This window comes from Pseudonocardia halophobica (assembly GCF_027922425.1).
GTDB classification, from domain to species: Bacteria; Actinomycetota; Actinomycetes; order Mycobacteriales; family Pseudonocardiaceae; genus Pseudonocardia; species Pseudonocardia halophobica.
Genome location: NZ_BSFQ01000135.1, coordinates 1 through 1,106 on the forward strand (window position 1 = coordinate 1; position 1,106 = coordinate 1,106).

Here is a 1,106-nt window from a genome sequence, read left to right on the forward strand (position 1 = left end):
GATGGGGGCGCCGTTCGCGTTCGCGACGGCGGGGTGGTCGGGGCGGATCAGCTCGGCGGCGCCGGGAAGGTCCTTGCCGAGCAGGATGCTCCCGCCGCCGACGACCACCACCGGAATCGGCGCGGACTCGGTCTTCATCCGGTCCACCGCCTCGGCGATCCGCTCCTCGATGCTCGACAACGCGCTCGCGACGAGCGCCTCGTCGAGGTGGGCGACCAGGCCGGGGTCGCCGACCTGGGCGCGGCCGCCTGCCACCGCGATGTCCGTGGCGGTGAGGGTCTCCCCGCCGAAGACGAGGCCGCGCTTCGGCAGCTGGTAGCCGACGCTCTTCGGGCCGACGGTGGCCGCGCCGTCCCAGCGGACGTGGCTGCCCCCGCCGATGCCGAGCGGCAGGACGTCGGGCATGCGGAAGTTCGTCCGCACCCCGCCGACCTCGATCGTGGACTTGGCCTCGCGCGGGAACCCGTTGACGAGCATGCCGATGTCCGAGGTCGTGCCGCCGATGTCCACGACGGCGCAGTCCTGCAGGCCCGAGAGCAACGCCGCGCCGCGCATTGAGTTGGTCGGGCCGGAGGCGAACGTCGAGACGGGGTACCGCTCGGCCTGCTCGACGGTCATCAGCGTGCCGTCGTTCTGGCTGATGTACATCGGTGCGTCGATCCCGGACTCGCGCAGGGCGGCCCGGAACGCGTCGGTGATGTGCACGGCCAGCTCGGCGAGGCACGCGTTCATGATCGTCGCGTTCTCGCGCTCGAGCAGGCCGAGCCGGCCGAGCTCCGTGGACAGGCTGATCGCCACGTCGGGCGCGGTCTCCCGGATGATCTCCGCGGCCCGCCGCTCGAGCTCGTCGTTGATCGGGGAGAACACCGAGGAGATCGCGACGGCCCGCAGACCGTTCGCGGCGATGTCGTCGGCCGTCCGCTTGAGCTCGTCGACGTCGAGCGGGGCGATCTCGCGCCCGTCGAACTCGTGCCCGCCGTGGCAGAGGTAGATGTTGCGGCCGACGGCGGAGGCGAGCCGCTCGGGCCAGTCGACCATCGGCGGCAGTGACCGCGTGGCCGGCAGTCCGAGCCGGACGGTCGCCACCTGGAGGGGCCGGCGGGGCT

At 72.8% G+C, this 1,106-nt stretch carries 1 protein-coding gene; it reads right to left on the reverse strand.

The window, feature by feature from the left end:
- A partial coding sequence (locus PKE99_RS37680; RefSeq protein ID WP_369075887.1) for a hydantoinase/oxoprolinase family protein occupies positions 1 to 1,086 on the reverse strand: 1,086 nt, incomplete at its 3' end.
- Between the last annotated feature and the right edge of the window lie 20 nt (positions 1,087 to 1,106).